Genomic DNA, 24,249 nt, shown 5'->3' with positions numbered 1-24,249 from the left:
GGCGGCAGCACCGGCGGCGGCAGCACCGGCGGCGGCAGCACCGGCGGCGGCAGCACCGGCGGTGGCGGCACGGGCGGTGGTAGCGCAGGCGACGGTAGCACCGGCGGTGGCGGCACCGGCGGCGGCAGCACCGGCGGTGGTAGCACCGGCGGTGGCAGCGCAGGCGACGATAGCACCGGCGGTAGCGGCACGGGCGGTGGTAGCGCAGGCGATGGTGGCAGCTCGGGCGGCAGCGGATCCGGCGGAGGCAATGGCGGCGGCAACAGCGGCGGCGGAGGCAATGGCGGCGGCAACGGCGGTGGCGGCGGTGGCAACGGCGGTGGCAACGGCGGCGGCGGCAATGGCGGCGGCAACGGCGGTGGCAATGGCGGCGGCAACGGCGGCGGTGGCAATGGCGGCGGTGGCGGCGGTGGCGGCGGCGGCAACGGCGGCGGCGGCAACGGCGGCGGAAACGGTGGCGGCGGTGGCAACGGCGGTGGCAACGGCGGCGGGGGCGGCGGCGGGGGTCGCGACTAAACCCCGGAGCGTTATCATGGCGCAGGTTGAGCACAGTGCTGCGGCGACGCAACAACCCGGGCCGCGGAAGCACCTTTGCCTCGCGTCATGGAGCCAGGTGATACCGCTAAGGCATCCGGCTCACAGAGCTAGCAGCCTGATCTGGGACGCTCCTAACGTGGCAACCTTGCGGAACGGCAGGGTCCCCCCATAGGCACTCGCCAAATCTGCACCAGGTGAGCCTCGAGCGGGCCCTGATCCTCAGGGGCCCGCTGCGGCGCGCCGCCTGTTGTCGATCTCCACTCACGTAGAGCACACGCCGGGCCGCGCCGGTCCTTCGGAGACGACGCTGGCCCTGTTCTGGCGCGCCTACTGCTGGACCTCTTCCTCGAGCGCCACGGGCGGGCTAGAATGCGAGTTCAGGTTCTCGGCGCCGCGCAGCAGGGTGCGTTCGGATAGGGCACGGGTCGCCTCGATCGCCTCGCCGATCTCGCCATCGGCCTCGTCGAACTGCATCTGCGCGATGCTCTCGCTCGTCCGGGCCAGCGTGATCTGGGCGCGCTCCAGCAGCGCGGGATCGGCGAAGACCTCGTCCGCGTCCTCGAACAGCACGTCGCACAGCTCGTAGTTCAGATCCGCCGCACATTCGGTCACCAGCGCGCGGACCTGGCCGCAATCCGTCTCGTTGGGCGCGGACACGCAGGCGCTGAGGATCGGCACGAAATGGAGCATGACGTCGGCATCCATGCCATCCGCGGGCGAGCCGTCGCCGACCAGGCCCTGCGCCTCGGGATCGGTGGTCACCGCCGCAGCGCCGCCCTGCGCGGCCGTGGTGGTCTGGTCGGCCGCTGACGGCGCGCCGGCGGCGGGCGCCGTTCCGGCCGGAGCCTGGGCGGATGCGCCGAGGGGAAAGGCAGCGAGGGCCAGCGCCAGGGCGGTTGGCGCGCAGAAGCTCTTGAACGGCATCACGGTCTCCTCACGTTTGGGCGCCGCCTCGGGAACAGGCGGCAGCCGATGCTTGTCACGCGAACGCGCGGGCGGGTCCTCGGGTTTCGCGGCGGCCTGCGCCGCGCCCCGGCTCAGTGCGTGCGTTCGTGCGGATCGAAGCCGGCCAGCACCACCTCTCGCGTGCGGCAATCGTCGCACATGCCCAGCAGGCGGCGGCGCTGCTCGCCCTCGGGGCCCGAGAACATCCAGTGCCCCTCGAGCTTCTGCATCACGCGGCGGATGCTGGAGCCGGTGCCGAAGGCCTTGCCGCATTCGGTGCAGCTGAACGGCTCCTCCTCCTTCAGGATGCGCTTGGGCTGCGCCCAGGCCTCGAGATCGATCCGCGGGGACAGGGTGATGGCGCGTTCGGGGCAGGTCGCCGCGCAGATGCCGCATTGCACGCAGGCGCTTTCGGTGAAGCGCAGCATCGGGCGGTCGGGATTGTCCCCGAGCGCGCCGGTCGGGCAGGCCCCGACGCAGGCGAGGCAGAGGGTGCAGGCGTCCTGGTCCAGCACGACCGCGCCAAAGGGCGCACCTGCCGGCAGCGGAATGCTCTCGGCGGGCACGGGCGCGGTGCGGCACAACTCGGCCACGGCCAGCGTCAGGAGGCCGCGCTTGTCCTCGGGCGGCAGGAAGCCGGACCGGGCGGGCCGCGCCGCCGGCGCCGGGCGCCACAGGGCCGCCTCCAGCGCGTCCGGATCGTCCGTCTGGATCAGCGCGCAGCTGCCGGGCGCATGGCCGGCCGCCTCGCAGATGACCTCCATCAGGCCGAGCGTGCCATCCAAGCCGTCCAGCGGATGCGCCGGCCGCGCACGGGCGAGGACGCGGACGCCGCCCGCGCCCCAAGCCAGCGCGGCCGCCATGATCTCGGGGCCGACCTGCGTCGGCTCGTTGATCGCAAGCGGGATGACATGTGCCGGCAGGCCGCGGCCGAAGCGGGCGGCGGCGTCGATCAGGTCGGCGCCATGGCCCTCGTCATGCAGCAGGATAACCGGCGCGGCGGCGGCGCCGGCCTCGAACCAGGCCGAGAGGCCGCGGCGCAGGCGGCTGGCAATTGTGACGACGACAGGCAGGGCATAGGCGGCCGCGCCCGTGGGACAGACCGCGGCGCATTGGCCGCAGCCCGCGCAGACCGCCGGGTCGATGCTGACCGTGTCGCCGGCCGGGGTGATGGCGCCGGTCGGGCAAAGGGACAGGCAGCGGGTGCAGCCGGTGATCGTATTGCGCGAATGGGCGCAGAGCGATGGCGTGAAGTCGATGTATTTTGGCTTGTCGAAGGTGCCGGTCATCTGGCCGGCCTCGGCCACCAGTCGGGCGACGGCGGCGGGATCACGGGGATCGGCGCGCAGATAGCCAGGACGCTCATGGGGAAAGAGCGGCGGGTTGCCTGTCAGGTCCAGCACCAGGTCGCAGCGCGAGACGGCGCCGTCGCGGCCCGGCCCGAAGTCCAGCCGCGCGCGCGACGAGGGCGCCGGCGCGGCATAGGCGTTCACCGTCAGCTCGAACGCCCCCAGATGGCCCGACGCGCCCCCGAACCGGCCCTGAAGCACCGGCCAGGTGGTCTGGCGCGGCGGCGTCACCTCGGCTCCGGGCAGCAGCAGCACGGTGAGGTCCAGAAGATCGGTCAGCGCCCGCGCGGCGGACAGGGCCACCTCGTCACGCCCGAGGATCAGGGCGACGCCGTCGCTCTCCATGCTGACGATCTCGAATTGCGTCGGCGCGACCTCGGCCATCGCCAGCAGCGCCGCCATCTTCGGCGCGGCCTGCGCGCCCTGTGCCGACCAGCCGGCCGTCTCGCGGATGTTGGCAAAGCGCAGCGTGCCGGCATAGCCGGCGTCGCGGGCGACCTCCTCGAAGAGCGGGGCCTCTTGCGTGCAGCCGACCGTCACCGACGCGAACTCGCCCAAAGCCTCGCGGAAGCGGTCCAGCTGCGCCCGGCAGAGCTGGGAGGCGGGTCTGCCCTCGGCGCCGAGCGCCTCCGGGTCGAGGGTCATCGTCCCCTCGCAGGAGCAGATCAGTCGCGGCGGATGTCTCGTGTCTGGCATTGGCCTTTTCTCGTGCCCTTGGCTGGACTATCATCACCGTTTAGCCGGAACGCCCTGATTAGGATAGCACCAGGAGGAGGGAAAATGCCGCAGGACAGCGCGCTGCTTCAGCGCGACGAGGCAGCCGGCCCGGCCATTCCTCTGCCCCCGCCCTACCGCCTGGTCCGCACGGGGGTGCGCGACACCCTGGCCGAGGCCGCCCGCCTGGCGCCCGCGGATGGTGCGGGCACGCTGGTGCTGCACCAGTCGCCGGGGCTTTTGTCGCTCGCGCTGGTGCTGGAGCCCGAGGAAACGCTGGCCGAGGCGCGGCGCGCCTTCATCCTGGGCATGGCCGCGCTGGCCGACGCGCTGGCCGCCCATTGCCCGCCCGAGCGGCCCGTGCGCCTGCACTGGCCCGACCAGATCATCTACGACGCCGCCCGGCTGGGCGGCGGCCGCATGGCCCATGCCGCGGGCTGCGCCGAGAACAGCGTTCCCGAGTGGATCGTCTTCGCCGCCGAACTGATCGCCGACCGCGACCATCTGGCGCAGCCCGGACAGCATCCCGGCAGCACCTCGCTGGCCGAGGAGGGCTTCGATCCGGCCGAGGACATCGTGGCCACCTTCGCCTCCTACGTGATGCTCTATTTCGACCGTTGGGCGCATTCCGGTTTCGACGCGGTCGCGAACGCCTATCTGCGCCGGATCGACCCGCCCCTTCTGCGGGGCGTGCGGCGGATCGAGGGCGACCGGCTGGTCGAGATCACCGGCTCGGGCAAGGCGCGCAGCTACGCGGCGCTGCCCGAGGCGCTGGCCCGGCAGGGATGGCGCGACGAGGCGGGGCCGCGGCTGTGACGCGGCTGCCGCGCACCATCCGGCTGGACCCGTCCGACCGCGTCGTCTTCGCGCAGGCGGCCGAGCCGGGGCAATGGGCCGTGCCGGGCACCTTCCTCTTCTGGGGGCGCAGCCCGGACAGCCTCAGCCGCAAGGAGGCAATCGCCTTCCGCTCGGGCTTCCTGGGGGTGGACGATTTCGGCCATTCCACGCTTGTGACCGTGCAGGAGGCGCGGGACGACGAGCGGCGGGCGATGGTCGCGGCGCTGGCGCGCCAACTCGTGACGCATCTGGGCGCCCCGACGTTTGATCAGGCGACCGCGGCCGCCGAGGAGGAGGTCGCGCTGGCCGAGACGCTCTGCCGTGATCACGCGGTCGGCACGCTGATCGCCCTTCACCGCCGGCACGAGGGCGAGGCCATCCGCGAGCAGTTCCGCACGCTGCGCCCGCGCGACGAGACCGCCTTCTCGGCCAGCCACCTGCAAGGCCATGACCGCGCCTTCCAGTTCTTTGAGGAAGAGACCGAGGATCACGTGGATCTCTTGGCCATGCGGGGACAGGACTGATGCCGGAATTCTGGGTTGCCTCGGGCCATCATCTGACGCGGCTGAACGCGGCGGGCCGGATGCTCGTCACGGACGAGCTGCTTCTGGCCTGGCTCGCCCGCCCCGAGATCCTGCCCCCGCCCGAGGCCTGCGCGGCCGAGCGCGCGCTCCACCGGCGCCTCTTGGACGCCCCGCGCGCGCAGGTGCCCGAGGTCGAGATCGCGGCGCTCCGCGACCCCGACGCACAGGAGAACTGGCGCCTGTTCCTGACGCTGCGCGACCACCTGCTGCGCGCGGGCACCATCGAGGACGGCTATGCCGCGATCCTGCGCGAGGGGGTGCGGCTGCCCGTCGTGTTCCTGTCGCAGCTCGTCCAGCTGATCCTGCGCAACGCGCTCGACGGCTGCGCGGACCCGCAGGTGCTGCGCGCGGCCGAGTGCCTCTTCCGCCCGCAGCGCGGCCATGTGAAGGACGGGCACCTGCTGCTGGCCGACGAAGAGTTGGTGGCGCTGTTCGAGGCCGAGATGCATGTCTCGCCCCTGGCCGCCATGTTCTCTGGCGGGGTCGACAGCCTCGACGTGCTGGGCGGCGGGAACGAGTGGACCTACTGGTCGCGCTCGGACGCGCATACGACGGTGCTGAACTTCGGCGGCGATCCCGAGGCGCGCGCCGGCATGGCCCGGGCGCTCGAGGCCTTCATCGGGCACATGCTGGGCGCGGCCGTGACCGTGACGCCCCGCATCCGGGCCGAGAACGTGGAGCTGCGCTGGTATGTCGGGCTGGACCGCGTCGGCACCGCCATCGGCGACGCGCTCTGGCACGGCCGCACGCCGCCCGCCGCGCCCGTCGGCCTGTTCGAGCTGACCTTCGCCGATCCGCGCATGATGCGCGAGGACCTGGCCGGGCATCCGGTCTGGCTGATCCTCGGGCAGGAACCGGACGGCGCGATCCGGATGAAACCGCAGAACCTGCTGACCGGCCTGCCGCTGGCCGAGCCGGCGCTGCATTAGGGGGCCGCCATGCCGCAACTTGTCCTTCGCCTCGGCGTCCTGGCCATGCGCCGCCCGCCGGTGACGCGGTGGGGGCCGGGCCAGCTGCGCCCGACGGCGGTGCTGACGCCCGAACCGGCGACGCCCCCGAACACCCTGCTGCTCGAGGAGGAGGGCACCCAGACCTGGTATCTGGGCGGGCGGGACCTGACGCTGTGGTCGGGGGACACGGCGCATCACCGCAGCAACCTGTCATCGGGGCGCCCGCAGGTCTGGGTCGCGCTGCGCGGCAACGAGCCGGCCCGCGCCGAGGTGGTCTGCCTCACCGCCGATCCCTACGAGGGCGAGGGTCTGGCGGGCGATCTCGACCTGATCGTCGAGGCGGTGCCGATGCCCGAGAGCGTCCGCGCCGCCGTCGCGGCTTTCGTGGCCGAGCATCACGTCGACATCGAATTCAAGAAGCGGAAGCGCTCGCCCACCCATCCGGACGACGAGGATGCCCGCCCCGGCCCGCGCATCCTGCAGCCGGCGGACAAGTGGGAGAGCCGCAGGGGCCGGAGGCAGGAGCCGTGAGCGCCTCGGAAGACGGCTTTCTCGGCCGCTGGTCGCGGCGCAAGCGCGGGGCGGAACAGGCAGCGGACGCCCCCGCCCTCGAACCCGCCCCCGAGCCCGCGCCGACGCACGACCCTGCGGCGGCCGCGGCCCCTCCTTTGGACGCCCTGCCCGACGAGGCGCCGGACGCGCCGGCTCTGACCGAGGCGGAGATCGCCGCCCTGCCCCGGATCGAGGACCTGGTCGAGGGCAGCGACATTAAGGCCTTCCTGCGCGCGGGCGTGCCGCAGGCGCTGCGCAGTGCGGCGCTGCGGCGCGTCTGGATGCTGACCCCGGCCATCCGCGACTACAAGAACCCCGCCGTCGATTATGCCTGGGACTGGAACACGCCCGGCGGCGTGCCCGGCGACGGCTGCGCCCCGAGCCCCGAGCGGGCGGCCCAGATGCTGCGCGACCTGATCACCCCGCGCAGCCCCTCCCCTCCGGCCGAACCCGTACTTGCCGCCGCGGAGGCCTCGGACGAGGAGGCCTTCGCCGCCGAGCCGACCGCGCAAGGCGAGGCTCAGGATGTGGCGCTGGCGCAGGGGAACGCTCCGGCCATGCCCGACGAGACCGAGGCACCGGACGAGGCCGCGGATGGCGCTATCCGGCGGCGGCATGGGGGCGCCCTGCCCTCGTGAGCGGACAAAAGGCCTTTTGCCGCGCTTTGATTGCGTGGACAGATCGGCGACATCCCGCTATCCTCGCTTGGCAGTTGCAAATTTCGGCAGCAGTTTTGGAATAGACCACATGCAGGACAGCCAGCCCCGCCGGGGGCCAGCCATCGACCCCATCGACCGGAACAGAGGTGATCAGTATCGCTTTCTGGCCAGCCTGCTGTCCGCCGCGCCTGGCGCTGAAATGCTTGCAGGAATCGCCGCGCTGGAGGGCGACGGGACCGCCTACGGCAGCGCCGTTGCGGCCCTCGCGCGCACCGCTGCCGGGACGACGGCGGCCGAGGTCCAGCGCGAATTCTTCGAGCTTTTCGTCGGCGTCGGCCGGGGCGAGCTGCTGCCCTATGCCAGTTTCTACCAGACCGGGTTCCTGAACGAGCGGCCGCTGGCCGAGGTCCGCGCCGATTTGTCGCGCCTTGGCGTGGCGCGCGCCGAGACCCGCTTCGAGCCCGAGGATCACCTCGCCCTGCTGCTCGAGGTGATGGCGGACATGGCGCAGGGGCGCATCGCGGCCGGACCCGACATGCAGGCGCGGTTCTTCGGCCGGCACCTGGCGCCCTGGGCGGCGCAGTTCTTCGACGATCTCGCGATCGCGCCCAGTGCGAAATTCTACCGACCGGTGGCCGAGATCGGCCGCCTGTTCGTCGATATCGAGGCCCGCGGCTTCACGCTGGCGGCATGACACCATGAATGGCGAAGGCGGATGAGGCGGGCAGCGCATCCGGGTGAAGGGAGGAGTAAGATGTCCAAGGACAAGGGTGCACCGATCAACCGTCGGGCTTTCTTCGGCGCGGCCGCCGGCGGCGCCGCCGCGGTGACGACGCTTGGCGTGGGGGGCGCGACGCCTGCCTTCGCGCAGACCGGCGACGAGCGCACGCGCGCGCGCTACCAGGCGACCGAGCATGTCGAGACCTTCTACCGCGTCAACCGCTACTACCCCCGGGGGGACAACTGATGCTGATCAAACGCAAGGCGCGTGACGCCGCATCGACCGGACGCCTCTCGCAGATGGCCGCCGGCCTGGCCGCCAAGCCGCTGGACCGCCGCAGCTTCCTCGGGGCCGCCGGGATCGGCGTCGGCGGCATCGCCGCGCTCGGCGCGATGGGCGTCGGGATGACGCGCCGCGTCGAGGCGGGCGAGGTCGATCACAGCCAGCCGGTCGAGATCCGCACCAACATGTGCACCCACTGCTCGGTCGGCTGCACGGTCAAGGCCGAGGTGCAGAACGGGGTCTGGGTCGGCCAGGAATCGGCCTATGGCAGCCCGATCAACCGCGGCTCGCATTGCGCCAAGGGCGCCTCGGTGCGCGAGGTCGTCCATGGCGACCGCCGCATCAAGTATCCGATGAAGAAGGTCGGCGGCGAGTGGCAGCGCATCAGCTGGGAACAGGCGCTTGACGAGATCGCCGAGAAGATGACCGAGATCCGCGGCCGCTCGGGCGCGGATGCGGTCTACTTCCTCGGCTCGGCCAAGTTCTCGAACGAGGGCGCCTATCTCTTCCGCAAGCTGGCCGCCTTCTGGGGCACGAACAACGTCGATCACCAGGCCCGCATCTGCCACTCGACCACGGTCGCCGGGGTGGCGAACACCTGGGGCTACGGCGCGCAGACCAACAGCTACAACGACATCCGCAACGCCAAGACCATGATCTTCATGGGCTCGAACGCGGCCGAGGCGCATCCCGTCTCGCTCCAGCACATCCTCGAGGGCAAGGAGACGCAGCGCGCGAACGTCATCGTCATCGACCCGCGCTTCACCCGAACCGCGGCCCATGCCACCGAATACGTCCGCTTCCGGCCCGGCACCGACATCGCGGTGATCCACGGGATGCTGTGGCACATCTTCGAGAATGGCTGGGAGGACCGAGAGTTCCTGGCGCAGCGCGTCTACGGCATGGACCAGGTGCGCGAGGTCGTGAAGGCCTACCCGCCCGAGGTCGTCGAGAACATCACCGGCATCGACGGCGACACGCTGCGCCGCGTGGCGCAGACCTTCGCGCAGGACCGCCCCTCGACCTTCATCTGGTGCATGGGCGGCACGCAGCACACGGTCGGCACCGCGAACGTGCGCGCCTACAACATCCTGCTGCTCGCCACCGGCAATGTCGGCGCCGAGGGCACCGGCGCCAACATCTTCCGCGGCCATTGCAACGTGCAGGGCGCGACGGATTTCGGCCTCGATATGGGCAACCTGCCGCTCTATTACGGCCTCGGCGCCGGTGCGTGGCAGCACTGGTCGCGCGTGTGGGACGTGCCCTACGACTACTTCGTCAGCCGCTTCGACGAGGTTCCGGCCAAGGGCGGGCGCGAGGCGCGCACCGCCGTCCAGAACATGGAGGTGCCGGGCATCACCTCGACCCGCTGGTTCGACGCCGTCACCATCGACGCCGAGGACATCGACCAGCAGGACAACATCAAGGCGATGATCGTCTTCGGCCATGGCGGCAACACCGTGCCGCGGATGCAGGACGCGCAGCGCGGCATGGACGCGCTGGACCTGCTGGTCGTCGCGGACCCGCACCCGACCACCTTCGCCGCGCTGCACAGCCGGACGGATAACACCTATCTTCTGCCGATCTGCACGCAGTTCGAATGCTCGGGCTCGCGCACGGCCTCGAACCGCTCGGTGCAATGGGGCGAGAAGATCGTGGAGCCGATCTTCGAATCCGACAACGACTACGCGGTGATCCACGGCCTGTCGCAGCGGCTCGGCTTCGCCGAGGAGATGTTCAAGAACTTCGAGATGGTGCAGGGCAAGTTCGGCATGGAGCCGACGCCCGAGTCGATCCTGCGCGAGATCAACCGCGGCGGCTGGTCCACCGGCTATACCGGCCAGTCGCCCGAGCGGCTGAAGGCCCATATGGCCAACCAGCAGCATTTCGACCTGATCACGCTGCGCGCCGGCCCCGAGGCCCCCGAGGAGATCCGCGGCGACTATTACGGCCTGCCCTGGCCCTGCTGGGGCACGCCCGAGCTGCGCCATCCCGGCACGCATATCCTCTACAACACCAACCTGCACCCGATGGAGGGCGGCGGCGCGTTCCGCCCGCGCTTCGGCCTGGAGCATGAGGGCCAGACCCTTCTGGCCGAGGGCAGCTGGCCTGCCGGCTCCGAGATCGAGGACGGCTATCCCGAGTTCACCTATGCCCTGCTCGAGCAGCTGGGCTGGGACGGCGATCTGACCGCCGAGGAGCTGGCGACGATCCAGGCCATCGGCGGCAACGATCCCGAGAAGATCGCGACCGTGTCCTGGTCCACCGACCTTTCGGGCGGCATCCAGCGCGTCGCGTTGCAGCACGGCTGCATCCCCTTCGGCAACGGCAAGGCCCGGGCCATCGCCTGGAACCTGCCCGACCCGATCCCGGTCCACCGCGAGCCGATCTACTCGGGCCGTCCCGAACTGGTGGCCGACTACCCGACCAACGACGACCGCCGCCAGCAGCGGATGCCGAACATCGGCAAGGTCGTGCAGCAGGACGTGGTGGACCGCAACGTCTTCGCGGACTTCCCGATCATCCTGACCTCGGGGCGCCTCGTGGAATACGAGGGCGGCGGCGAGGAGACGCGCTCGAACCCCTGGCTGGCCGAGCTTCAGCAGGACATGTTCGTCGAGGTGAACCCGGCCGACGCCTCGGCGCGCGGGATTGTGGATGGCGGATGGGTCTGGGTGACCGGCCCCGAGGGCGGCTCGCGCGCGCGGGTCAAGGCCATGGTGACCGAGCGCGTGGCGCCGGGCGTGGCCTTCATGCCCTTCCACTTCGCGGGCTGGTTCCAGGGCGTCGATCAGCGGGGCAACTACCCGCAGGGCACCGACCCGATCGTCCTGGGCGAATCCGTCAACGTCATCACCACCTACGGCTATGACCCGGTGACCGGCATGCATGAAGGCAAGGTCACGCTTTGCCAGATCGCGGCGGCGTAAGGGAGGACCAGACAAATGGCACGAATGAAGTTCCTGTGCGACGCCGACCGCTGCATCGAGTGCAACGCCTGCGTCACCGCCTGCAAGAACGAGCACGAGGTCCCCTGGGGCATCAATCGCCGCCGCGTCGTCACGCTGAACGACGGCCTGCCGGGCGAGCGTTCGGTCTCGATGGCCTGCATGCACTGCACCGACGCGCCCTGCGCCTCGGTCTGCCCGGTCTCCTGCTTCTACACGACGGCCGACGCGGTGGTCCTGCACAACAAGGACACCTGCATCGGCTGCGGCTACTGCTCCTACGCCTGCCCCTTCGGGGCGCCGCAATACCCGCAGACCGCCAATTTCGGCACCCGCGGCAAGATGGACAAATGCACCTACTGCTCGGGCGGTCCCGAGCCGGACATGAGCCAGGCCGAATACGTCAAGTACGGCGCCAACCGCCTGGCCGAGGGCAAACTGCCGCTTTGCGCCGAGATGTGCTCGACCAAGGCGCTGCTGGCCGGGGACGGCGACATCATCGCCGAGATTTACCGCGAGCGGGTGGTCACGCGCGGCTACGGCTCTGGGGCCTGGGGCTGGCGGACGGCCTATGGCGAAACGCTGACGGTTTGAGGGGCAGGCCATGACACATCATCTCTCGCGCCTCTTCGGCATCATCGCCCTCTCGCTCGGCCTGATGCTGGCCGTGCCCGCCACGCAGGCGCAGGCGCAGGTCAACCCCACGGCCAGCTCGGTGACCGAGGACGCGCTCTTCGACACGCTCGGGCCGGGCAACGCGGCCGTCGCCGGACGCACCTCGATTGCCGATCCCAATGCCGGCTATCTCATCAAGCCCGAGAACCGGTCCTGGGCCGCGCTTCAGGGCAGCACGCTGCACACAGTTTCGATCGTTCTGATCGTCGGGATGATCGTCCTGCTGGCCGGCTTCTACATGATCCGCGGCCGGATCCGCGTCGAGGGCGGGCTGTCGGGGCGCAAGATCCTGCGCTTCACCGCCATCGAGCGCTTCGCCCACTGGACCCTCGCCTCGACCTTCATCATCCTGGCCCTGACCGGGCTGAACCTCATCATCGGCCGCAGCGTCATCCTGCCCCTCGTGGGCGAGGCGACCTTCGGCACGATGACGGCCTGGGGCAAGCTGGCGCACAACTTCCTCGCCTGGCCCTTCATGGTGGCGCTGGCGCTGATCGTCGTCTTCTGGCTGGTGCACAACCTGCCCGCCCGCGTCGACTGGCAGTGGATCAAGCAGGGGGGCGGGCTGCTCAAGAAGGGCGCGCATCCGCCGGCCGGCAAGTTCAACGCCGGCCAGAAGCTGATCTTCTGGAGCGTGGTCCTGGGCGGCGCGGCGCTGTCCTTCACCGGCTACATGCTGATGTTCCCCATGCAGGCGGGCGGCTTCGAGAGCTGGCAGTTCTACCAGACGATCCACGCGCTGGCCGCGGGCATCCTCTCGGCCATCATCATCGCCCATATCTATCTGGGCTCGGTCGGGATGGAGGGGGCCTTCGACGCGATGGGCTCGGGCGAGGTGGACGAGAACTGGGCCAAGGAGCATCACGCGCTCTGGGTCGAGGAAGTCCAGGGCGCCGCTGCTAAGGGCACCGCCGCGCCGGGCCGCACCCATCCGGCCGAGTGATCCGGCCGGCGCCATGATGATCGGCCCGCCCCGCCCGATGGCGGAGCGGGCGCAGTTTCAAGAACGAAAGCCCATGCCGTGGCCGACCTGACCCAAGATGCGGTGCGCGACGCCCTGAAGGGCCTGCTGCTGCCGGATGGCCGGCCGCTCGTCGGCTCCGGGCGCATCGCGGGGCTGGGCATCGCCGGCGCGCGCGTCAACCTGACCATCTCCACGACGGCGGCCGAGGCCCCCGCCCTCGCCGCGCTGCGCGACGAGGCCGAGGCGCTGCTGCGCGATCTGCCCGGCGTCAGCCATGCCTTCGTCGTGCTGACGGCCGAGGGGCCGAAGGCGCCCGAGCCGCCGGCGCTCGGCCGCGCACCGGCCAAGGCCGACCCGCTGGCGCAGGTCCGGCACGTCATCGCCGTCGCCTCGGGCAAGGGCGGGGTGGGCAAGTCCACGACCGCCGTGAATCTGGCGCTGGCGCTGCGCGCGGCGGGTCTTTCGGTCGGGATCATGGACGCGGACGTGCACGGGCCGTCGCTGCCCACGCTTCTCGGCCTGCATGGCAAGCCGCATGCCGCCGGGCGCAAGCTGGTGCCCATGCGCGCCTACGGCCTTCACGCCATGTCGATGGGCCTCATGGTCGATGCCGAGACGGCGATGGTCTGGCGCGGGCCGATGGTGATGTCGGCGATCACGCAGATGATGGCGGACGTGGACTGGGGCGCGCTGGACGTGCTGGTCGTGGACATGCCGCCCGGCACGGGCGACGCGCAGCTTGCGCTGGCGCAGGGCACGCGGCTGTCGGGCGCGGTGATCGTCTCGACCCCGCAGGACCTCTCGCTGATCGACGCGCGGCGTGGCATCGCCATGTTCCGCAAGGTGGACGTGCCGATCCTGGGCCTCGTCGAGAACATGTCGCACTTCGTCTGCCCCGATTGCGGCGGCGATCACGCGATCTTCGGCCAGGGCGGCGCCGAGGCCGAGGCGGGGCGCCTCGGCGTGCCCTTCCTCGGCGCGGTGCCGCTGACGATGGAGCTGCGCGCCGCCTCGGATGCGGGCCAGCCGGTGATGGCGCGCGACCCCGAGGGCAGCCTCGGCCGCATCTACCAGCAGATGGCCCGGTCCGTGATGGCCGGGCTCAACGACAGGACGCGGGCGGGACAGTCCCCGCGTCACCCACAGGAGATCCAGGGATGAAAGCCTTCCTCGCCGCCGTTGCCTTCGCCGTTCTTGCCGCCGTCGGCGCCAATTACGTGCTGAACGACCGCTTCCAGACCCCGTCCTATTCCGCCTTCACGACCGAGGGGTCGCGGCTGACCGATCCGGGCTCGAACCTCGTCGGCTACTGAGGACTGCCGGGTGCGGGCACGGCTTGCCGCGATCTCGGCCGCCTTGCTGCTGGCGCTGCCCGCCTCGGGACAGGAGCTGGCGGGCCATGCCGGCCCGGTCAGCGCGCTGGCCGCGGCGCCGGATGCGCTGATCTCGGGCGGTTTCGACGGGCGCACGATCCAGTGGGACCGCAGCGGCGCCACCGCCCGGCGCATCCTGCGCTTCCATGACGGCAACGTCACCGCTGTCGCGACCACGGGCGACGGCTTCGTCAGCGCGGGCCAGGACGGGCGTATCGCGCTGTGGCGCGAGGGGCAGGACGATCCGGTGCGGGCGACCGAGCGCGCCGCAAGCCCCGTCTCGGCCCTTGCCGCCGCGGACACGCAGATCGTCGCCGGCTTCTTCGACGGCAGCCTGATGCGGATCGACCCCGCCACCAACGAGGCCGTGACGCAGCCCGGCCACGAGGGGCGGGTCGCGGGCCTTGCCATCCTGCCCGGGGGAGATCTCGTCTCGGTGGGCGCGGACCTGCGCTTCGTGCGCTGGCACGCCGATGGCAGCCTCGCCTCGCGCATGTCCCTGCCCGAACTGCCGAACGGCCTGGCGCGGGCCGGCGACATCCTCGCGGTCGTCTCGGCCGACGGCGTCCTGCGCCTGCACTCGCCCGAGGGCGAGCTGCTGCCGGACCGCTTCCTCAGCAACCGCCCCCTGGTGGCGGTCGCGGCCGCGCAGGACCGCGTCGCCGCCGCCGATGTGGACGGGACCGTCTGGCTGCTCGATCTGCCCTTCCTCGTGCCGCGGGCCGAGATCCAGACCGGCCACGGCCCGGTCTGGGCGCTGGCGATGGCGGGCGACGCGCTCTTCAGCGCGGGCGCCGACGGGGTGATCCGGCAATGGTCCGCACGCGATGGCGCGGCCCTGGGCGCCCCGGTGGCCGCCGTTCCGCCCGCGCCCGAGGATGCCAGCCGCGGGGCCGAGGTCTATCGGGCCTGCGCCGTCTGCCATTCCCTGGCGCCCGGCGATCATTCCCGCGCCGGTCCCAGCCTGCACGGCGTCTTCGGCCGTCCCATCGCCAGCGCCGAGGGCTACGCCTTCTCCGAGGCGCTGAGGAACCTGGACATCGTCTGGACGCCGGAGACGGTGGCCGAGCTGTTCACCCACGGCCCCGACGCCTACACGCCCGGATCGCGCATGCCGAACCAGCGCGTCACCGACCCGGCGGACCGGCAGGCGCTGGTCGAGTACATCGCCCGGCACAGCCGCTAGGCACCGCGCTGGCAATCGCCCGCCGCGTGGGCCAGAGTGCAGCCGACAGCTTCAGGACCGCCCATGACCCCCGACCTTCCGCTTCTGCCCGATCCGCATCTGCCCGGCCTGACGCGCGCCCTGCGCGGCCACGACCAGACCGGCGCCGAGATCGAGATCGACGTCGTCGAGGAGCGGCCGCTGACGATCTTCCTCAACAGCCAGGAGATCGTCACCGCGATGACCATCGGGGACTATCCCGATTACCTCGCGCTCGGCTTCCTGCGGAACCAGGGGATGCTGCGCGAGGACGACGTGGTGACCGGCATCGACCACGACGACGAGCTCGAGACCGTGGTGGTCCGCACCGCCCGGCAGACGAGCTACGAGGAGAAGCTGCGCAAGAAGACGCGGACCAGCGGCTGCGCGGTCGGCACGGTCTTCGGCGACATGATGGAGGGGCTGGAGGGCGTCACCCTGCCCGCGGCCGAGTTGCGGACCTCGTGGCTCTACGCCCTGGCACGGCAGATCAACACGCTGCCCTCGCTTTACCTCGCGGCGGGGGCGATCCACGGCACGGTGCTGTGCCAGCGCGAGCGGGTGCTGGTCTACATGGAGGATGTCGGCCGCCACAACGCGGTGGACAAGATCGCAGGCTACATGCTGCGCCACCGGGTTCCGGCAGGGGACAAAATCCTCTACACGACCGGGCGCCTGACCTCGGAGATGGTGATCAAGACGGCGATGATGGGCATCCCGGTCCTCGCCTCGCGCTCGGGCTTCACGGCCTGGGGGGTCGAGATCGCGCGCCAGCTGGGGCTGACGCTGATCGGGCGGATGCGCGGGCAGCGCTTCGTCTGCCTGGCGGGCGAGGAGCGGCTGATCCGCGACGCCGACCTTGCCGCCGTGGGCGACGAGGACCGCCGCCACCGCCGCAAGGGGGCCGAGGAATGACGGCCCCCCTGGGCGTGATCCTGGCCGGCGGGCGCGCCACGCGCATGGGCGGCGGCGACAAGGGCCTGCGCGACCTGGGGGGCCGCCCGCTGATCGGCCACGTGATCGACCGCCTCGCGCCGCAGTGCGCCCGGCTCGCCATCAACGCCAACGGCGCACCCGAGCGGTGGAACTTCCTCGGGCTGCCGGTGCTGCCCGACAGCCTGCCGGACCAGCCCGGCCCGCTGGCCGGCGTGCTGGCCGGGCTGGACTGGGCCGCCGCCGAGGGCGCCGAGGCCATCGTGACCGCCGCGGCGGACACGCCGTTCTTCCCGCCGGACCTCGCCCTGCGGCTGCAGGCCCATGCCGGCGCGTCGGGCCTCTGCCTCGCGGCAAGCCCCGACGAGACCGGACGGATGCAGCGCCACCCGACCTTCGGCCTTTGGCCCGTCGCGCTGCGCGACGACCTGCGCGCGGCGCTGGTGGAAGGGCTGCGCAAGGTCGTGCTCTGGACCGACCGGCATGGCGCCGGCGTCGCCCCCTTCGACAGCCTGCCGCATGACCCCTTCTTCAACGTCAACACGCCCGCCGACATGGCAAAGGCCGAGCGGCTGCTGGCGGGCCGCGCATGAAGGTCTTCGGCATCACCGGCTGGAAGAACACCGGCAAGACCACCCTGACCGAGCGGCTGGTCGCCGAGATGGTGGGGCGCGGGCTGCGCGTCTCGACCGTCAAGCACGCCCATCACGACGCCCAGATCGACCAGCCGGGCCGCGACAGCCACCGCCACCGCATGGCGGGTGCCGGGCAGGTGATCCTCGCCTCGCCCCGGCGATGGGCGCTGATGACCGAGCTGGCCCCGGACGCGCCCGAGCCGCCGCTGGAGGCGCTGCTGGCACGGCTCGACCCCTGCGATCTGGTGCTGGTCGAGGGCTACAAGTCCGCCGCCCATCCCAAGATCGAGACCTACCGCGCCGCAATCGGGCGCGATCTTCTGGCCGCCGCGAACCCCTCGATCCGCGCCATCGCGCGTGACGTGCCGCTGGACCACCCGCTGCCGCAGTTCGACCTGGACGACATCGCCGCCATCGCCACCTTCATCCTGCACGAGACCCGGATATGAGCACGCTTGTCCCGCCCCGCCTGCGCAACGACACCTTCGCCATGCCGCAGGGCGTCGAATGGGTGCCCGTGGACGAGGCGCTGGAGCTGCTGCGCGCGGCGCTGCGCCCGGTGACGGGGACCGAGACGCTGCCGGTGGCGCAGGCCTTGGGTCGGGTGCTGGCCGCCCCTGCCGTCGCCCGCCGCTCGAACCCGCCGCAGCCGAACTCGGCCGTTGACGGCTACGGCTTCGCCCATGCCGCCACCGGCGCCGGGGTCCAGCGCCTGCCGCTGGCCGAGGGACGCTCGGCCGCGGGCCAGCCCTTCGACGGCGCCCTGCCCGAGGGGATGGCGCTCAGGATCCTGACCGGCGCGATCCTGCCCGAGGGTGTCGACACCGTCGTGCTGGAGGAAGACTGCGCCACCGATGGCCGCACCATTTCTTTCGACGGGCCGATCAAGCGCGGCGCCAACACGCGCAAGGCGGGCGAGGACGTGGCCGCGGGGTCCGAGGCGCTGGCCGCGGGACGCATGCTCTCGGCGGCGGACCTGGCGCTGCTGACGGCGCTCGGCGTGGGCGAGGTCAGCGTCCACCGTCCCCTGCGCGTGGCGGTCCTGTCGACCGGAACCGAGCTGATCGCCGATCCGGCCGCGCCCGCCGCGCCGCACCAGATCTACGACGCGAACCGGCCCATGCTTCTGGCGCTGCTGGCGGGCTGGGGCTTCGTGCCGGTCGATCTGGGCCACGCGCCCGACGATCCGGCCGAGATCGCGCGGCGGCTGGACGCGGGCGCGCGCGAGGCGGATGCGATCCTCACCTCGGGCGGCGCCTCGGCGGGGGACGAGGATCACGTCTCGCGCCTTCTGGGGGAAAGCGGCACGCTGACCAGCTGGCGCATCGCGATCAAGCCGGGCCGCCCGCTGGCGCTGGCGATGTGGCAGGGCGTGCCGGTCTTCGGGCTTCCCGGCAACCCGGTCGCGGCCTTCACCTGCGCGCTGATCTTCGCCCGCCCGGCCTTGCTGCAGCTCTCGGGGGCGGGCTGGCGGCGGTCGCAGGGCTTCGCCGTCCCGGCCGCCTTCGCCAAGCGCAAGAAGGCCGGACGGCGCGAATTTCTGCGCGCGCGCCTGAACGCGAATGGTGCCGCCGAGGTCTTCGCCTCGGAAGGCTCGGGCCGCATCTCGGGCCTCAGCTGGGCGACGGGATTTGTCGAGCTGCCGGACGAGGCCTGCGACGTGGCGCCGGGCGATCCGGTCCGCTTCCTGCCCTATGGCGCCTTCGGGGTCAGCTTCGGCGGATGAGGTAGACGGTCGCGCCGTCCTGCCCCTCTTGCATCGACAGCAGCTCGTGGCCGCTCTCGGCGCAGAAATGCGGGATGTCGATCACGGCGGCCGGATCGGTGGCGATTAGGCGCAGCACCGCGCCCGGCGTCATCGCCTTCAGCCGCTTGCGGGCCTTCAGCACCGGCAGCGGGCAGAGCAGCCCGGATGTGTCCAGCGTCGCGTCATCGGTCATCGCCTGCCTTTAGCGCAGATCGCGGCGGCCTGTCCACGGCTCAAACCGGCGCGAAGCCCATCTTCCTCAGCCGGTCGCCCGATCCGGCAAGCGCCGCCTCGAACGCCGTGATGGCGGCCGGATCGCGCGGCTCCTGCCAGACGGCGAAGTCGTAATGTTCGTCCGCGACCGGCAGGAAGCCAAGGCCCATAGCCTCGGCCACGGGGCGAATGGCCATGCCCCAATCGGCCCGGCCCTGCGCCACCGCCGCCGCCACCGCATTGTGCGAGGCGGGCTGGCTCCAGTAGCCGGGCGGGCGCGCGCCGCCCAGCATCTGGTCCAGAAGCGCCCGCGTGCCCGAGCCGGGGTTGCGGCTGACCATCAGCGCCTCGGGGTCGGCCAGCAGCGCCGCCAGCGCCTCGGCCGCGCTGCGCCGGTCGTCGGCCCGCGGATCGCCGGGCCGGAAGACGATGCCCTGCATCCGCCGCCACCCCGGAATGAGGCGCATCCCCTGGGCCAGGAAGGGCGCGTTGTAGGTGCCGGTCGCTGGATCCAGCAGGTGGATCGGGGCGATGTCGCACTCGCCCCGCGCCAGCGCCGCCAGCCCTCCCTGCGAGCCGCTGGCCAGCACACGCGGCAGCGCCCCCTGCCCGGCCATCCGCCCCAGCACGGCATCGAGGCCGATGCAGTGGCTGCCGATGATCGCCAGCGGCGGCGGGGCGATCCCGGTGCCGAACAGCGTCACCTCGGTGCGGGTGCCGGGGGCAAGGCTGTCCGTCAGGGCCGGCACGGTCACGAAGCCATCGGCCTGCGCGAAGGCGGTGACGGCGCCCGAGCCCTTGCCGACGGGATGGGCCACCAGGCCCTGCGTGCCTTCGGTCAGCGCGACCATCGCGAATTCGGTGCGGCCCATCTCCGAGGGCAGCGGCAAGCTCAGCTCGGCCGTCACGCGTGCCTCGCTGCGGGGCGGCAGGCCGGCCATGATCCGCAGCGCCGGCGCCACCAGCTCATGGAAGGTGAACATGGCCGAGGTCGGAAATCCCGGCAGCACCACCACCGGCTTGCCGTCGCAGACCGCAAGGCAGAGCGGCTTGCCCGGCTTCAGCGCCACCCCATGCGCGACAATGCCCGGCAGGCCCAGCCCGCCGATCGCCTCGGTCGTCAGATCGCCCGCGCCCTTGGAGGTGCCGCCCGACAGGATCACCGCGTCATGGGTGTCGAAGGCCCCGCGCAGCGCGGCCTCCAGCGCGGACCGGTCGTCGGGGACGATGCCCAGATGCGCCGCCGCGCAACCGTTCTCGCGCAGCGCCGCCACGATCACCGGGCCGTTCGAATCGTAGACCGCGGCAGGCGGCAGCGGCTGGCCGGGGGCGGCCAGCTCGTCCCCCGTCGACAGCACCGCCACGCGCGGCCGGCGCCAGACCGGCGCGCGGTCGAGGCCGACCGCAGCCAGCATCGCAACCTCGCGCGCGCCGACCAGCGCGCCCTGGCGCAGCACCACCTGCCCCCGCGCGATGTCCGAGCCGGCAAAACCCACATGCGCGCCCGGCACCACCGCCCGCGACACCGAGATCCCCGCGCCCTCGGGGTCGGTATGCTCGATCATCACCACCGCGTCGGCGCCGCGCGGCATCGGCCCGCCCGTGGCGATGGGCGTGGCCGTGCCCGGCGCCACCGTCAGCGCCGGGGGCGTGCCGCAGGCGATGGTCTCGGGGTTCAGGGCAAGGCGGCAGGGCTCGGCGCCCGAGGCGTGGATGAGGTCGGCGGCGCGCACCGCGAAGCCGTCGACCAGCGAGCGGTCGAAGGGCGGCGCATCAACCGGCGCCTCGACGTCTCGCGCGATCACGCGGCCGGCGAGGGCGTCGAGCGGGACATCCTCGGCCCCGAGCGGCTGCGGGCGCAGGGCGGCGTGGAAGGCCGCCTCGGCCTCGTCGCGCGACAGGACACGCAGGAACTGCGTCTGCTGGGGGGCGGCAGGGGTCATGGGACCTCGCAAGGTTCGGGGGCAAGGGCGTGGCCGGCAAGGGCGCTTCCCGCGGGCAGCCCCTCGCTGCCGGGCGGCAGGATGGCGAAGGCCCGCGCCTGAGCCAGCGCGGCAAGGGTCACGAGGCCCGGCGCGGACGGAAGCCAGCCCTCGGGCCGGACGGACAGCAGGACCAGATCCGACATGCCGGGCGCCGAGGCGAGCTTGCGCAGGAGCGGCCGCGTGGCGGCTGGCGCCGCCGCCGCGCCGGTCAGCGACAGCAGGACCGGCAGGGCGAGGGCCAGCAGCCCGGTGATCATCGCGTCGAAGCGCGGCGGCAGTTCGACCACCAGGACGTCCTCCTGCCAGTCGAGCCAGGCGGTCTCGGCACCCGTCAGGGCAAGACGCGGGGCGTGACCGCGGCAGCTGCGCAGCCGCAACTGCGGCGCCGTGTCCGACAGGATCGCGCCGAAGCCCGCCGCCCACCGCGCGGCGAAGGCGCCATGGGCCGGGCTGTCCAGCATCACCTGAACCCGCGGCTGCCGGACCATGGCGGTGTCGATTCCCGCCTCCGCCGCCAGAAGCGCGGTCCAAGGGCCGAGGCGCGCGCCAGCGGGCGCGAGGGTTTGCCCTGCCCGTCCGTCGTGACCCGCGCGGCGGATGCCCTCGCCCGGGCCGATCGCCCGGAGCGCCTGCGGCAGGTTTCCGGTCCAGGCCAGGCTCTCCTCGGGCAGAACCGCGTCGGCGGCCTCCGGCAGCGCGTCGCCCGGCTGAACGCGCAGCGCCCCCGGCAGGGGTTGCGGCAGCTGCGGGCTGGCGCCGACGGTGTCGAAGGCCGAGACGGCCAGCCCGGCGCGCAGGGCCTGCGCGCGGGCGGGCATGTCGCGGTCAAGCGCCAGCGCCGCCGCGAGCACGCCGCCAAGGGCCTGGGCCACCGGCACCTCGCGCGGCGCAACCGGCGCCGCGTGCGGCAGGACCCGCTTGAGGCAATCGTCGAGGGGCAGAAGCGGCGTCATGCGAGACAGCTAGCGCCCGGCGGCACGCAAGGCCAGCGCAAGTTCAGCGCGCCGCGGGGAAGAACAGCTGCTCGCCCTCGATCGTGAAGCCGGCGATGGCCTGCTGCCCCGCCTCCGAGACGAGCCAGTCGATGAAGACCTGCCCCTCGGCAGCCTTCACATGCGGGTGCCGCTCGGGGTTGACCAGGATGACGCCGTAGGGGTTGAAGAGGACCGGATCGCCCTCGAAGAGGATCTGGAGCGGGCCGCGATTGGCGAAGCTGAGCCAGGTGGCGCGGTCGGCCAGCGTGTAGGCCGGCACCTGCGCCGCGACGTTCAGCGTGGCGCCCATGCCCGAGCCGGTCGAGAGGTACCACCTGCCCTGCGGCTGGATCCCCGCCGCGCTCCACAGCGCCATCTCGGCGACATGGGTGCCGCTGTCGTCCCCGCGCGAGGCGAAGGGCGCCTCGGCCGCCGCGACAGCGGCCATGGCCGTGGGGGCGGTCTCGGCGGCGGCGATCCCGGCCGGGTCCTCCGCCGGGCCGACCAGAACGAAATCGTTGTACATCACGTCGAGCCGCGCGACGCCCCAGCCCTCGGCGACGAAGGCCTCCTCCTGCGCGCGGGCATGGACGAAGACGACATCTGCGTCGCCCCTCCGCCCGGTCTCCAGCGCCTGCCCGGTGCCCTGCGCCAGAACGCGCACCTCGATCCCGGTCTCGGCCGCGAAGAGGGGCAGGATGTGCCCGAAGAGGCCCGAATTCTCGGTCGAGGTGGTCGAGGCGACGGTGATGAACTCGGCCGCGGCCGGCTGCGCGGCGAGCGGCACGAGCCCCGCGGCGAGGGCGAGAAGCGTTGCAGTTCGGATGGCACGCATCAGGGCTCCTTCAAGCTACCAGACAAGATCGCCGTTGAGGAAGGCGCGGGCCTCGGGGGACCGGCACCCGGTGAAGAACGCGGCGGCGGGGCCTGCCTCGACCAGGCGGCCGCGATGCAGGAAGGCCACGTCCTCGGCCAGCCGCCGCGCCTGGCCAAGATCGTGGGTGCTGGCGACGATCGTGGTGCCCTCGGCCGAGAGGGTCAGGATCATCTCCTCGATGACGCGCGTGGCGGCGGGATCGAGCGAGGCGCAGGGCTCGTCCAGAAACAGCACCTCTGGCGCCATCGCCCCGGCCCGCGCCATCGCCAGCCGCTGCTGCTCGCCGCCCGACAGGAGCCGCGCGGGGCGATGCGCCAGCGCCGTCAGGCCGAAGCGCTCGAGCGTGCGGGCGACCTGCTCGCGCCGGGCCGCGCGCCCGATGCCGCGCAGCGCCAGGGGAAAGGCGATGTTGGCCGCGACGGTGCGGCGCAGCAGGACCGGCCGCTGGAACACCATCGCCTGCGAGGCGGGCCGCGCGCTGCCATCGGCCCAGATCCGGCGGCCCGAGGTCGGCTGGATCAGCCCGTGGCAGAGCCGCAGCAGCAGGCTCTTGCCCGCTCCGTTCGGCCCCAGGATCACCAGCCTGCGGCCCGGACGCAGGGTCAGCGTCAGGTCCGACAGCAGCGCGCGCCCGGCGACGGCATAGCCGACCCCGTCCAGTCGCAGCGGCAGGATGCCGGCTCGAAGCGCACCCTCTGGCCTCATCCGAGCCGGCCCCGCGCCCATTGCCCGGCGCTCCAGGCGAGGGCGTTGAGGATCAGCGTCAGGCCCAGAAGGACGATGCCCAAGGCGACCGCGAGGCCGAGATTGCCGCGGCTCGTCTCGAGCGTGATGGCGGTGGTCATGGTGCGGGTGTGGCCGGCGATGTTGCCGCCGACGATCAGCACCGCGCCCACCTCGGCGCTGGCGCGGCCGAAGCCGGCAAGAATGCCTGTCAGGAGCGAGACGCGCCCGTCCCACAGCAGCGTCGGCACCGCCCGCAGGCGCCCGGCGCCGAGGCTGGTCAGCTGCTCGCTATATTCGGCCCAGAGATCCTCGACCACCGAGCGGGTCAGCGACAGGATGATCGGCACGATCAGCACCGTCTGCGCGACGATCATCGCGGTCGGCGTGAAGAGCAGCGCCAGGGACCCGAGCGGCCCCGACCGGGACAGCGCCAGGTAGACGAGCAGCCCCGCGACGACCGGCGGCAGTCCCATCAGCGCGTTGAAGAAGACGATGACGATGTTGCGGCCGGGAAACCGCGCCAGCGCCAGCGCCGCGCCGAGCGGCAGGGCGATCACGCTGGCGATGAGGACGGCGCTCAGCGTGACCCGCAGCGACAGCCCGATGATCTGCATCAGCGCGGGGTCTTCCCCGGAAAGCAGGGCGAGAGCAGTGACGAGCGGGCTTTCCAACGGGGTTCCTTGCGACGGCCCCGGAAGGATGCCGAAAGCTGCGCGGCTGTGCAACATCGTTCCGTCGCGTCGCGGCGTCCGCAATCTAAAGTATAGCGACCCAACCTGAAGTTGCGAAGATGGTTAATCCAGCCTAGACCTTGCCGCGGCGGTTCCTGAGGATCCTGCGCGTCGCGAGGCGCATCTCCGCCCCT

26 protein-coding genes are annotated in these 24,249 nt (G+C 72.1%); 18 read left to right on the top strand and 8 right to left on the bottom strand.

The annotated features are described in order from the left end of the window. A partial coding sequence (locus BLP73_RS19425) for a PE family protein (RefSeq protein ID WP_090744854.1) occupies positions 1 to 516 on the top strand: 516 nt, incomplete at its 5' end. A 348-nt stretch (positions 517 to 864) separates the two neighbouring features. Here the strand turns inward: BLP73_RS19425 and BLP73_RS12265 are convergent. Both BLP73_RS12265 and BLP73_RS12260 read right to left on the bottom strand, forming a co-directional pair. Beyond that, positions 865 to 1,461: a hypothetical protein gene (locus tag BLP73_RS12265; protein ID WP_090744850.1), complete on the bottom strand. Its 597-nt coding sequence runs from the start codon at positions 1,459 to 1,461 to the stop codon at positions 865 to 867. Between the two features lie 113 nt (positions 1,462 to 1,574). Next, a complete protein-coding gene (locus BLP73_RS12260; RefSeq protein ID WP_090744847.1) occupies positions 1,575 to 3,476 on the bottom strand; it encodes a 4Fe-4S binding protein in 1,902 nt (633 codons plus the stop codon). Positions 3,477 to 3,611: 135 nt separating this feature from the next. Between BLP73_RS12260 and BLP73_RS12255 the strand changes: the two genes are divergently transcribed. From BLP73_RS12255 to BLP73_RS12180, 17 genes are all read left to right on the top strand, one after another. After that, positions 3,612 to 4,361, top strand: coding sequence for a biotin/lipoate--protein ligase family protein (locus BLP73_RS12255; RefSeq protein ID WP_175453349.1), 750 nt, complete (start codon positions 3,612 to 3,614; stop codon positions 4,359 to 4,361). Further along, a complete protein-coding gene (locus tag BLP73_RS12250) occupies positions 4,358 to 4,906 on the top strand; it encodes a DUF6505 family protein (protein ID WP_090744841.1) in 549 nt (182 codons plus the stop codon). The genes BLP73_RS12255 and BLP73_RS12250 overlap by 4 nt, the downstream gene beginning before the upstream one ends. Further along, on the top strand, positions 4,906 to 5,895 hold the full coding sequence (locus BLP73_RS12245; protein WP_090744838.1) for a DUF6352 family protein: 990 nt from the start codon (positions 4,906 to 4,908) through the stop codon (positions 5,893 to 5,895). Before BLP73_RS12250 ends, BLP73_RS12245 begins: the two co-directional genes overlap by 1 nt. Before the next feature lie 9 nt (positions 5,896 to 5,904). Then, entirely contained in the window at positions 5,905 to 6,447 is a 543-nt protein-coding gene (locus tag BLP73_RS12240; protein WP_090744834.1) for a DUF3305 domain-containing protein, read from the top strand. Continuing rightward, positions 6,444 to 7,106: a DUF3306 domain-containing protein gene (locus tag BLP73_RS12235; protein ID WP_175453347.1), complete on the top strand. Its 663-nt coding sequence runs from the start codon at positions 6,444 to 6,446 to the stop codon at positions 7,104 to 7,106. The genes BLP73_RS12240 and BLP73_RS12235 overlap by 4 nt, the downstream gene beginning before the upstream one ends. Before the next feature lie 109 nt (positions 7,107 to 7,215). After that, on the top strand, positions 7,216 to 7,821 hold the full coding sequence (locus BLP73_RS12230) for a TorD/DmsD family molecular chaperone (RefSeq protein ID WP_090744831.1): 606 nt from the start codon (positions 7,216 to 7,218) through the stop codon (positions 7,819 to 7,821). 60 nt (positions 7,822 to 7,881) lie between these two features. Continuing rightward, on the top strand, positions 7,882 to 8,094 hold the full coding sequence (locus tag BLP73_RS12225; protein ID WP_090744826.1) for a hypothetical protein: 213 nt from the start codon (positions 7,882 to 7,884) through the stop codon (positions 8,092 to 8,094). A gap of 2 nt (positions 8,095 to 8,096) precedes the next feature. Continuing rightward, positions 8,097 to 11,060 carry a formate dehydrogenase subunit alpha gene (locus tag BLP73_RS12220; protein ID WP_425415691.1) on the top strand — a complete coding sequence of 988 codons (2,964 nt, stop codon included), beginning with the start codon at positions 8,097 to 8,099 and terminating at the stop codon, positions 11,058 to 11,060. A gap of 15 nt (positions 11,061 to 11,075) precedes the next feature. After that, on the top strand, positions 11,076 to 11,672 hold the full coding sequence (fdh3B, locus tag BLP73_RS12215) for a formate dehydrogenase FDH3 subunit beta (protein ID WP_090744819.1): 597 nt from the start codon (positions 11,076 to 11,078) through the stop codon (positions 11,670 to 11,672). 10 nt (positions 11,673 to 11,682) lie between these two features. Further along, positions 11,683 to 12,696, top strand: coding sequence for a formate dehydrogenase subunit gamma (locus tag BLP73_RS12210; protein WP_090744816.1), 1,014 nt, complete (start codon positions 11,683 to 11,685; stop codon positions 12,694 to 12,696). A gap of 78 nt (positions 12,697 to 12,774) precedes the next feature. Next, positions 12,775 to 13,878, top strand: coding sequence for an Mrp/NBP35 family ATP-binding protein (locus BLP73_RS12205; protein ID WP_090744813.1), 1,104 nt, complete (start codon positions 12,775 to 12,777; stop codon positions 13,876 to 13,878). Continuing rightward, positions 13,875 to 14,030 (top strand): hypothetical protein, encoded by a 156-nt coding sequence (locus BLP73_RS19420; protein ID WP_175453346.1) that lies wholly within the window; start codon positions 13,875 to 13,877, stop codon positions 14,028 to 14,030. Before BLP73_RS12205 ends, BLP73_RS19420 begins: the two co-directional genes overlap by 4 nt. 10 nt (positions 14,031 to 14,040) lie before the next feature. Continuing rightward, complete coding sequence (locus BLP73_RS12200; protein ID WP_090744810.1) at positions 14,041 to 15,276, top strand: c-type cytochrome; 1,236 nt, start codon at positions 14,041 to 14,043, stop codon at positions 15,274 to 15,276. Between the two features lie 63 nt (positions 15,277 to 15,339). Next, a complete protein-coding gene (locus BLP73_RS12195) occupies positions 15,340 to 16,209 on the top strand; it encodes a formate dehydrogenase accessory sulfurtransferase FdhD (protein ID WP_090744807.1) in 870 nt (289 codons plus the stop codon). Then, complete coding sequence (gene mobA, locus BLP73_RS12190) at positions 16,206 to 16,820, top strand: molybdenum cofactor guanylyltransferase MobA (protein WP_090744804.1); 615 nt, start codon at positions 16,206 to 16,208, stop codon at positions 16,818 to 16,820. The genes BLP73_RS12195 and mobA overlap by 4 nt, the downstream gene beginning before the upstream one ends. After that, positions 16,817 to 17,311, top strand: coding sequence for a molybdopterin-guanine dinucleotide biosynthesis protein B (gene mobB, locus BLP73_RS12185; protein WP_090744801.1), 495 nt, complete (start codon positions 16,817 to 16,819; stop codon positions 17,309 to 17,311). Before mobA ends, mobB begins: the two co-directional genes overlap by 4 nt. After that, positions 17,308 to 18,588 (top strand): molybdopterin-binding protein, encoded by a 1,281-nt coding sequence (locus tag BLP73_RS12180; protein WP_090744797.1) that lies wholly within the window; start codon positions 17,308 to 17,310, stop codon positions 18,586 to 18,588. The genes mobB and BLP73_RS12180 overlap by 4 nt, the downstream gene beginning before the upstream one ends. Here the strand turns inward: BLP73_RS12180 and BLP73_RS12175 are convergent. The 6 genes from BLP73_RS12175 to BLP73_RS12150 are packed head-to-tail and all read right to left on the bottom strand — an operon-like array spanning position 18,572 to position 23,998. Continuing rightward, positions 18,572 to 18,802, bottom strand: a complete 231-nt coding sequence (locus BLP73_RS12175) for a sulfurtransferase TusA family protein (RefSeq protein WP_090744794.1) — start codon at positions 18,800 to 18,802, stop codon at positions 18,572 to 18,574. The genes BLP73_RS12180 and BLP73_RS12175 overlap by 17 nt on opposite strands. Before the next feature lie 40 nt (positions 18,803 to 18,842). Further along, a complete protein-coding gene (locus BLP73_RS12170; RefSeq protein ID WP_090744792.1) occupies positions 18,843 to 20,765 on the bottom strand; it encodes a molybdopterin biosynthesis protein in 1,923 nt (640 codons plus the stop codon). Beyond that, a complete protein-coding gene (locus tag BLP73_RS12165) occupies positions 20,762 to 21,760 on the bottom strand; it encodes a MoeA family protein (protein ID WP_090744789.1) in 999 nt (332 codons plus the stop codon). The genes BLP73_RS12170 and BLP73_RS12165 overlap by 4 nt, the downstream gene beginning before the upstream one ends. A 43-nt stretch (positions 21,761 to 21,803) precedes the next feature. Continuing rightward, complete coding sequence (locus BLP73_RS12160; protein WP_090744786.1) at positions 21,804 to 22,616, bottom strand: ABC transporter substrate-binding protein; 813 nt, start codon at positions 22,614 to 22,616, stop codon at positions 21,804 to 21,806. 15 nt (positions 22,617 to 22,631) lie between these two features. Then, positions 22,632 to 23,363 (bottom strand): energy-coupling factor ABC transporter ATP-binding protein, encoded by a 732-nt coding sequence (locus BLP73_RS12155; RefSeq protein ID WP_090745254.1) that lies wholly within the window; start codon positions 23,361 to 23,363, stop codon positions 22,632 to 22,634. Further along, a complete protein-coding gene (locus BLP73_RS12150) occupies positions 23,360 to 23,998 on the bottom strand; it encodes an ABC transporter permease (RefSeq protein ID WP_245686665.1) in 639 nt (212 codons plus the stop codon). The genes BLP73_RS12155 and BLP73_RS12150 overlap by 4 nt, the downstream gene beginning before the upstream one ends. Positions 23,999 to 24,249 lie beyond the last annotated feature (251 nt).

This window comes from Paracoccus tibetensis (genome assembly GCF_900102505.1).
In the GTDB taxonomy this organism is placed as follows: Bacteria; Pseudomonadota; Alphaproteobacteria; order Rhodobacterales; family Rhodobacteraceae; genus Paracoccus; species Paracoccus tibetensis.
The sequence above is the reverse complement of the archived record's forward strand: the minus strand, read 5'-3'. Positions and strand labels throughout refer to the sequence as shown.

What these genes read in the sequence shown, in the direction of transcription:
- BLP73_RS12265 (WP_090744850.1), bottom strand. Translation starts at nt 1,461, where the DNA reads ATGCCGTTCAAGAGCTTCTGCGCGCCAACCGCCCTGGCGCTGGCCCTC.
- BLP73_RS12260 (WP_090744847.1), bottom strand. Translation starts at nt 3,476, where the DNA reads ATGACCCTCGACCCGGAGGCGCTCGGCGCCGAGGGCAGACCCGCCTCC.
- BLP73_RS12255 (WP_175453349.1), top strand. Translation starts at nt 3,612, where the DNA reads ATGCCGCAGGACAGCGCGCTGCTTCAGCGCGACGAGGCAGCCGGCCCG.
- BLP73_RS12245 (WP_090744838.1), top strand. Translation starts at nt 4,906, where the DNA reads ATGCCGGAATTCTGGGTTGCCTCGGGCCATCATCTGACGCGGCTGAAC.
- BLP73_RS12240 (WP_090744834.1), top strand. Translation starts at nt 5,905, where the DNA reads ATGCCGCAACTTGTCCTTCGCCTCGGCGTCCTGGCCATGCGCCGCCCG.
- BLP73_RS12230 (WP_090744831.1), top strand. Translation starts at nt 7,216, where the DNA reads ATGCAGGACAGCCAGCCCCGCCGGGGGCCAGCCATCGACCCCATCGAC.
- BLP73_RS12225 (WP_090744826.1), top strand. Translation starts at nt 7,882, where the DNA reads ATGTCCAAGGACAAGGGTGCACCGATCAACCGTCGGGCTTTCTTCGGC.
- fdh3B (WP_090744819.1), top strand. Translation starts at nt 11,076, where the DNA reads ATGGCACGAATGAAGTTCCTGTGCGACGCCGACCGCTGCATCGAGTGC.
- BLP73_RS12210 (WP_090744816.1), top strand. Translation starts at nt 11,683, where the DNA reads ATGACACATCATCTCTCGCGCCTCTTCGGCATCATCGCCCTCTCGCTC.
- BLP73_RS19420 (WP_175453346.1), top strand. Translation starts at nt 13,875, where the DNA reads ATGAAAGCCTTCCTCGCCGCCGTTGCCTTCGCCGTTCTTGCCGCCGTC.
- BLP73_RS12195 (WP_090744807.1), top strand. Translation starts at nt 15,340, where the DNA reads ATGACCCCCGACCTTCCGCTTCTGCCCGATCCGCATCTGCCCGGCCTG.
- mobA (WP_090744804.1), top strand. Translation starts at nt 16,206, where the DNA reads ATGACGGCCCCCCTGGGCGTGATCCTGGCCGGCGGGCGCGCCACGCGC.
- mobB (WP_090744801.1), top strand. Translation starts at nt 16,817, where the DNA reads ATGAAGGTCTTCGGCATCACCGGCTGGAAGAACACCGGCAAGACCACC.
- BLP73_RS12180 (WP_090744797.1), top strand. Translation starts at nt 17,308, where the DNA reads ATGAGCACGCTTGTCCCGCCCCGCCTGCGCAACGACACCTTCGCCATG.
- BLP73_RS12175 (WP_090744794.1), bottom strand. Translation starts at nt 18,802, where the DNA reads ATGACCGATGACGCGACGCTGGACACATCCGGGCTGCTCTGCCCGCTG.
- BLP73_RS12170 (WP_090744792.1), bottom strand. Translation starts at nt 20,765, where the DNA reads ATGACCCCTGCCGCCCCCCAGCAGACGCAGTTCCTGCGTGTCCTGTCG.
- BLP73_RS12165 (WP_090744789.1), bottom strand. Translation starts at nt 21,760, where the DNA reads ATGACGCCGCTTCTGCCCCTCGACGATTGCCTCAAGCGGGTCCTGCCG.
- BLP73_RS12160 (WP_090744786.1), bottom strand. Translation starts at nt 22,616, where the DNA reads ATGCGTGCCATCCGAACTGCAACGCTTCTCGCCCTCGCCGCGGGGCTC.
- BLP73_RS12155 (WP_090745254.1), bottom strand. Translation starts at nt 23,363, where the DNA reads ATGAGGCCAGAGGGTGCGCTTCGAGCCGGCATCCTGCCGCTGCGACTG.
- BLP73_RS12150 (WP_245686665.1), bottom strand. Translation starts at nt 23,998, where the DNA reads ATGCAGATCATCGGGCTGTCGCTGCGGGTCACGCTGAGCGCCGTCCTC.